This is a genomic window from Limnoraphis robusta CS-951 (genome assembly GCF_000972705.2).
In genome coordinates this window covers 1-7605 of the sequence record NZ_LATL02000109.1, presented here as the reverse complement: position 1 = coordinate 7605, position 7605 = coordinate 1, and the positions used below count along the sequence as shown (strand labels likewise).

The 7605-nt window shown below is 40.2% G+C and carries 7 protein-coding genes; 3 read left to right on the top strand and 4 right to left on the bottom strand.

Features of this window, described 5'->3' with window-relative positions; all coding sequences use genetic code 11:
- Positions 1–541: 541 nt before the first annotated feature.
- The coding region (locus WN50_RS35980) for a hypothetical protein (RefSeq protein WP_235440898.1) at positions 542–1300 on the bottom strand (759 nt) is incomplete at its 3' end.
- 111 nt (positions 1301–1411) lie between these two features.
- Positions 1412–2809 (bottom strand): nicotinate phosphoribosyltransferase, encoded by a 1398-nt coding sequence (locus tag WN50_RS09845; protein ID WP_152964759.1) that lies wholly within the window; start codon positions 2807–2809, stop codon positions 1412–1414.
- 687 nt (positions 2810–3496) lie between these two features.
- Here WN50_RS09845 and WN50_RS09840 point away from each other — a divergent pair.
- Both WN50_RS09840 and WN50_RS09835 read left to right on the top strand, forming a co-directional pair.
- Positions 3497–4039 carry an NADPH-dependent FMN reductase gene (locus WN50_RS09840; RefSeq protein ID WP_046280731.1) on the top strand — a complete coding sequence of 181 codons (543 nt, stop codon included), beginning with the start codon at positions 3497–3499 and terminating at the stop codon, positions 4037–4039.
- Between the two features lie 249 nt (positions 4040–4288).
- Positions 4289–5881: a peroxidase family protein gene (locus WN50_RS09835; RefSeq protein ID WP_046280732.1), complete on the top strand. Its 1593-nt coding sequence runs from the start codon at positions 4289–4291 to the stop codon at positions 5879–5881.
- 141 nt (positions 5882–6022) lie between these two features.
- Here the strand turns inward: WN50_RS09835 and WN50_RS09830 are convergent, their stop codons facing one another.
- Entirely contained in the window at positions 6023–6247 is a 225-nt protein-coding gene (locus WN50_RS09830) for a DUF433 domain-containing protein (RefSeq protein WP_046280733.1), read from the bottom strand.
- Positions 6248–6501: 254 nt separating this feature from the next.
- Between WN50_RS09830 and WN50_RS09825 the strand changes: the two genes are divergently transcribed.
- Positions 6502–6951 carry a tellurite resistance TerB family protein gene (locus WN50_RS09825; RefSeq protein WP_046280734.1) on the top strand — a complete coding sequence of 150 codons (450 nt, stop codon included), beginning with the start codon at positions 6502–6504 and terminating at the stop codon, positions 6949–6951.
- 76 nt (positions 6952–7027) lie between these two features.
- Here the strand turns inward: WN50_RS09825 and WN50_RS09820 are convergent, their stop codons facing one another.
- Positions 7028–7450: a hypothetical protein gene (locus WN50_RS09820; RefSeq protein WP_046280735.1), complete on the bottom strand. Its 423-nt coding sequence runs from the start codon at positions 7448–7450 to the stop codon at positions 7028–7030.
- Positions 7451–7605: the final 155 nt, after the last annotated feature.

Sequence of the window (7605 nt, the reverse complement as noted above, 5' to 3'; positions counted from 1 at the left end):
CTGGTCACTCTCTTACAAACTTTGCTACCGACGGAAACCGCCGGGTCGCAAGTTTGCGCTGGTCACTGGTCACTGTTCACTGTTATTGTTCGCCTGTATTTCGCACGTTAATTATTTTTTTGAGAAGATCAAACCAGAAGGAAGCTCCCATTGAAATCGCGATCGCTGTGATCATCCATCCTAATATTGCCTGAGCAATTTCAAAACTCATTAGCCCGGCTTGAATCTCTCCAGAAATCGAACTGTTCCATCGTTTTAAATCAAATTGTTCGTTTAAATTTTCCCTTGTCCATCCGATAGGCAATGAGGCAAAATCAACGATAAATTGACTAAAATCTTGCTCGAGTTCAGCCCCATGTTCTTGAGGAGGTTGAGACTGTTGTGAAGCTTCATCAGACAAAAAGAACGTCTGATTTTCATAAAAATTCTCAACTTCTTGAATTAACTGAATTTGTAAAAAGGGTTCCTTGTATAATCGGCTGGCAATATTTAAAGTATCCGCATTTAAAGCAACAGCCAATAAAAACCCCAAAACCAAGGNATCTTGCTCGAGTTCAGCCCCATGTTCTTGAGGAGGTTGAGACTGTTGTGAAGCTTCATCAGACAAAAAGAACGTCTGATTTTCATAAAAATTCTCAACTTCTTGAATTAACTGAATTTGTAAAAAGGGTTCCTTGTATAATCGGCTGGCAATATTTAAAGTATCCGCATTTAAAGCAACAGCCAATAAAAACCCCAAAACCAAGGTTTTCCATTTAACTTGACGTTTATAAACACCCGAAGTTCTCTCCATTGTCTGAGAAAACCAATTCATTATTTCAGCTTCTAAGGCTTCCAGATAGGTTTTAAACCCATCTTGCTTGAGATCGGCTCGAACGGCTAACACTTTAAACAGCTTAATTTGATCAGGTGGAAGTAGGGCTTGAATTGGTGATGATTCTAAGGACTCAACAAACTGTTCTGACTCTAAATCAACCGGATTTAACTCGACTAAAGATTGTTCAAGAATACTATCAATTAAAGCCGTTGAAAAAATAGCATTAGGAATGTAAGAAGGCCCAACAAAGTTATCGCCCTGTCCGATTTTATAATCTTTCAAAGACTTAATTAAAGGATGATTGTATAAAAATTCAGCCATCTTCTCTCCTAAAATAGCTCGAATCGAACCATACAAATATTTAGCTCGACTATCCCAAAATAAGGTTGATAAAAGTTCTTGGATATCTGAAACCAATAAACTCAAAAGCAAATAAACAAAAAATAAACCCAGAGCAATATTCAGAACAGAAGGTAAACTCATATAGCAATCCCATTTGAGTTATATAGTTAAAAGGGAATAGAAAATAGTTTTTTACGATTTCCCAATTCCCTTCTTTGTGTCTTCGTGTCTTGGTGGTGAACAAATAAAGACTCAATCTTGGTGACTCAGACATTCCGTCAATTCCTGTAACGCTTCTGAAACTTCAACTTCAAACAAAATCGGATCATCCAAACGTCTCACTTCAGAAGAAAGACTCGCCACAGAAGCAGCCGTGCGTTTTGCAATAACATCCAACGCTTCAGGAGAAAGAATGCGTTCACCCTGTTTCATCACCAACTGCATTAATTCTACTCGATCAATTGACTGACCATTTCCTGAACTCACTTGTGATCTTTCCTGATCAACTAACACCAAACAGTCGCTTTGAATTTGTCCTTGCTTAAACTTACGAATAATTTGCTTTCGTCCCGGATAAGTTCCCTTCCCAGTCGATTTTTTCATCACCGGATGACTATCAACTTCCACCAACTTATAAACCCCATTAACCGGAGTTCCCGTTACCAGTTTAGTTCCCAGTCCATAGCCATCAATTTCAGCCCCTTCTGCTTTTAGCCTCGCAATTTCCCATTCATCAATATCCCCACTGGCAAAAATAGCAACTCCCGGTAAAAGCGATCGCACTTGTTGAGATAACTGTACCAAATCTCCCGAATCTAATCTTACTCCTTTTAACTGCATTTCACCCTGTTTAACTTTCTCTGCTAACCGTTGCGCTGCTTCGACAGTATTGTAGGTATCAATTAACAGTGTCGCACCGGGAAAATAGCGATGAAATGCTGCAAAGGCTTCATCTTCTCCCCCTTCTAAAGCACCCACCGCCATCACTAACGAATGCGCCATTGTTCCCACAGGTTCACGCCCCAATTTTAACGCCGCCAACACGTTAGATGTCGCATCCAGTCCCGCCGCTAAAGCCGCTCTCGCCGCCCATACTGAGGCTTGAGGACTAAAGGCTCGCCGAGTTCCAAATTCTAATAATTTTGCTTTTGAGCCTGCTACATCGCGCAGACGTGCCGCTCGAGTGGCAATTAGAGTTTGATAGTTGAGGGTATTGAGGAGAAAGGTTTCCACAATTTGAGCTTGCCACAACGGGGCTTCAACCCGCAAGAGGGGTTCATTCGGGAAAATAGCAGTTCCTTCGGGGACAGCCCAAACGTTTCCTCTAAATTTGGCATTTTCTAATAGTAGCCAAAAGGTTTTAGGGGCGTGAGCAAATATTTTTAGCGATCGCAATGCTTCAATTTGAGCGCGACTAAACTGAAACTTTTCTAAATAGTCTAAGGCTTGGGCGAGTCCCATTGCTATTAAATAGCCGTAGTTTTCCGGGAGTCTGCGGGTAAACAGTTCAAAACTCGCCCATTGTTGATCAAGTTGTTCCCCTGCATAACAAGCCGCCATTGTCAACTCGTACAGGTCGGTTAACAGGTTATTGTCCTCGCAGGTGAGGGTCAGTTCTTGGTCTTCCGCTTCTTGGGGTTTGCAGGACAGATGTNCGAGTCCCATTGCTATTAAATAGCCGTAGTTTTCCGGGAGTCTGCGGGTAAACAGTTCAAAACTCGCCCATTGTTGATCAAGTTGTTCCCCTGCATAACAAGCCGCCATTGTCAACTCGTACAGGTCGGTTAACAGGTTATTGTCCTCGCAGGTGAGGGTCAGTTCTTGGTCTTCCGCTTCTTGGGGTTTGCAGGACAGATGTTCTGGATGGGTTCTCATCGGATGACTCCTTTGCTGATTCTTGATTAGATTATAGTAATACTTACCAAATATGTCTAGTCTCTCTCTAGAATAATTCATATATATTCGGGAATTTTTAGGCTTTTTATAGAAAAACAGCCTAATGAGATGTTTAAAGTCGCTTTTAGTTTTGGTGATTTTAACTTTAAGTTGGATGAACTGAGGGACAGACTCAGGATAATTTTTCTGTTGTTAGACAGATGTCAATTTTAGAGATTTGGCTTAAATTTACAACAAGCGTAGGGGCAGGTTCCGCGTTAATCTATTTCTCCCATTAATAACCTACATCAACCCGCCCCACAGTCAGGAGTGGCGTGTCGGGTGTCAGGTTTCGGTGTAAAGGTGCTAAACCACAACTAGGAACTTGCGAGGTTAATTTTTGTGTTATATTAAACGTAGTCGGAATGAGTACGACTTAGCAATCAAGTTTTGGACAATATTATGGTAAAAATTGTAGGAATTGGTGGAAGTCTGCGTTCAGAGTCCTATAGTCAACAGGCGTTAAACGTCGCAGCCCAACGGGTAGAAGCCTTGGGTGCGGAAGTGGAAATATTAGACTTGCGTCAAATGCGTCTTCCGTTTTGTGATGGCGGAAAGGAATATCCCGACTATCCCGACGTCGAAAAATTGCGGGAAACAGTTAAACAAGCGGATGGGTTAATATTAGCAACACCAGAATATCACGGGAGTGTTAGTGGTGTGATTAAAAATGCCTTAGATTTAATGAGTTTTGAACAACTTGATGGTAAAGTTGCGGGTTTAATGAGTGTGTTGGGGGGTCAAGTTAATAGTAATGCTTTGAATGACCTGAGATTAATTATGCGATGGGTTCACGCTTGGGTAATTCCCGAACAAATTGCCATTGGTCAAGCTTGGAGTGCTTTTAACGAAGAAGGAAAATTACTCGATGAAAAGTTATCTGAACGCTTCGATAAATTTGCCCAAAGTTTAGTGGAGAATACCACAAAATTGCGGGGAAATTAGTTAAGAATTACTAAGTTCGTAGTTGGGCTTCAGGCCTTTTTTAGAGCTAAAGCGCAACAACGAACTAATAATCATCTATTTTGGAGTTGCGATGAGCGCCCTTTTTTAGAGCAAAAGCGCAACTAGAAGCTTTTTTTACCCCAACGTGACACAAATGAGTGACACACAAAAAAGCGAATTGCTATTTAACGACAAATTGCCTAAAATGAGACATGATCTTTTTTATCCTGATTTAAGGGAAAATAGCCAATGCTAAATAATATCAGTCATGCCGGGGGAGTCAACCCACAAGCCAAAGAGAGAAGGGAACAAACCGAAGAAATTCTGTTTAGTACACCGTTTGGTTATATGTTTCCCGACTTGGTAATTGGGGAAAATACAGAGAACAATAAATTACCCGTAGCCGACAGTACAATTCCCGCTCTAAAAATGCTCGGGGATGCAATGGCTGACTTGGGAGAACCGAACAAAGAGATGAAGGAGTTTAATTCTAATATTCCTTCAGTTTTCACCTATTTGGGTCAGTTTATCGATCACGATATTACCGCTCGAACAGATCGCGAAACAGAGATCAGTATGATTAGCATTGGCGATAATGTTAACGATGCGCTACAACCTGCTGACCCGCAAGTGATTATAAATAAGCTCAAAAATGGGCGGCGTCCTCAGCTTGATCTCGATAGTCTTTATGCCGATGGGCCAGCATTAATACCGGGCGGACAAGTTGGAGCAAGTACAGAAGCTCAGTTTCTTTATGACGATGAAACTCTACTGCTAAAAGTTCAAGAATTAGATCAATTTGTAGATTTACCTCGGGCTGATCGCAAAGCAAAAATTGCGGATATGCGTAATGATGAAAACGTGATTATCAGCCAACTCCATGCTGCATTTTTGAAGTTTCACAATGTAATTGCTTGTAGTTTACCGCAACATTTATCACCTCAAAGCCGGTATATTTATGCTCGTCAGTTCGTGCGTTGGTGTTATCAATATGTGGTAGTCAACGATTATCTCAGGGCGGTTTGCGAACCGAATATAGTAGACGATGTTCTTCTCAACGGGCCGCGTTTTTATAGTCCCGGCTTTAGTGGTAATTCGGTATTTATGCCCCTAGAATTTTCCGTTGCCGGATTTCGTTTTGCTCACTCGATGATTCGTCCGTTCTATCAACTCAATCGTCAATCTAAAGTCAAAATTATGAATCTTTTGGCTGTTTCAAAAGAAAGACCTCAAGAGTCTGATTTACTTGAAAAGAACGGTGACAATTACCAATTGAAGAAACAGTTTAGTATTGATTGGCAAAATTTTGTTCAATTTGCACCGAATGAACCGATTCCCAACGTCGCTCGTAAAATAGATCCTCAAATTTCTCAAGGGTTATTCGATCTTCAACTGGACGGAGTGGGGGCGAATACGTTCATGTCTCATTTAGCTCAACGAAATTTAGTTAGAGGTTATTCATTGAGTTTACCAACCGGACAAAAAATGGCTCAAGCATTTGGTTTTCAACCCCTAACAAAAGAAGATTTAATCGATAAAGAAACCAATCCCAAACTGAAGCAAGCACTTGAATATGGGGGCTTTGGAGACCGAACACCTTTATGGTATTATATTCTCAAAGAAGCCGCATTACAAACTGGGGGAAATACCTTAGGAGCTTTGGGCAGTAGTATTGTTGCAGAGACGATTATTGGTTTAGTCAAACAAGATCCCAATAGCTATTTAAACCATCTGCATAACCCCGCCATACAACCCAACGGAATTCGCATTCCTCGCCCCAATGGTCGCCCATTGCTGATTAACTCTATTGGAGATATTCTGGCTTGTGCAGGAATTCGCTAAGGGCAAATTTAGATGAGTTAGAGTTGGAGTTTGAACTGACTTGATTTGAAGGGTTTATTCCCTATACATCTGGATGAGAAAATCAAAGGTTGTAACAATCTTTGTCTCGTCCAGATGATATTATAAAAGAGGGTTAATCCTTTACTTCACCACAACCGTTAAACGACGTTCTCGATCAGCAGCAAACTCCAAACAAGCTCTGATATCTTCTTCTGTTAATTCGGGAAAATCATCTAAAATTTCACTGTGAGACATTCCCGAGGCCAACCAGCCCAAAACATCGTAGACAGTGATACGCATTCGTCTAATACAGGGTTTCCCGCCCCGCTTACCTGGCTCAATGGTAATGATGTTGCGATCGCTCATAAATATAGCAATAGACTATCTTTGTTTTCAGTTTACCCGAGTTTGGGGATGTAAACCCGTTAAGAATACAAGAAAAATACAGTAGATCGCATTTTTCAGAAAAACTCCGTATTTTCACTGAGACAGAATCGAATTTAAGCACTTCCAAAAATTATCAAATATCAGTAATTACACGCTGTTCAATCTTGGATTTTCAATTTAAGCTAGATGTAGAGATTTGAAAAGTCTAACACCCTCTACCTCTAGGAGAAAATATGGGTTTATTTGGTAAAGCACGTTCATCTGGCAGTCTCAAAACTGACACGGCTATGAGTCCGGCGGAAGCTTTTGCAGGTATTGCATTAGCAGTTGTTGCTGCTGACGGCTATCTTGCAGACTCGGAATTAGATGTATTAATAACTTTGCTTGGTCGGATGCACCTTTTCCGTAGCTATCCGTCTGAAGTAATGAGACGTATGTTTGACAAAATTTTCGGTATTATCAAGCGTCAGGGAGTTGAAGCACTGGTTGATCAAGCTATTAAAACCCTTCCCCATGAATTGTACGAGACAATGTTTGTTGTTGCCACTGACTTAATTTTAGCAGATGGTGAAGTGAGCGATGAAGAAGAAAGTCTATTAAATGATCTCTGCAATTCCTTTAAAATTTCTCAAGAAACTGCCAATGAAATTATTCGGGTAATGTTGATTAAAAATAAAGGATAGAGTTTTCAAATCTTTCAAGATAAAATCCCCGGTTTCTCGAAGAAGCTGGGGATTTAAAAATATTCAAATTTAGAAATTACCAGCCTCTTGCTCCTCTTTGCTGACAAATCACTCCCATAGATTCTTGAACGAGAGATGTAGCAGGTGCAGAAGAAACCTCTTGAACATATTTTTTGGATTGAACTCGACCTTCATCATTGAGTACAACATCCATCTCAAAAATTCTTCTTTCAGAACAACTAACTTCATACCAAAAACTAGCAACACGACCCAAACGAGTTTCGACTAAAACTTGATAAAGTCCACTATGGCCTTGAGGAGATTCTAAATCTATATAAACGGGATCACCGTCTGATGTATTTCCAAGTGAAATAATTTGTTCTCGGGCTGATACTGTAGAATCAATTCCAAATAAAGTTATCAACACTATTGAAGATAGGGCTAAACTCCAGGTCAAAAACGGTTTTGATACTTTGGATATCTGTTGATTGATATTCATAACTATTGATCCTGAATTGATGTGTTTTAAATCGGAAACTAAATCTATAATAAGCTATCGGTTTGCGGAAATCAATTCGTAGAAACACTGAATAATCGAATCAATACTTAGGAAATATTCGTGAAATTCTCAGTGGATTTACATAGATAATTTTT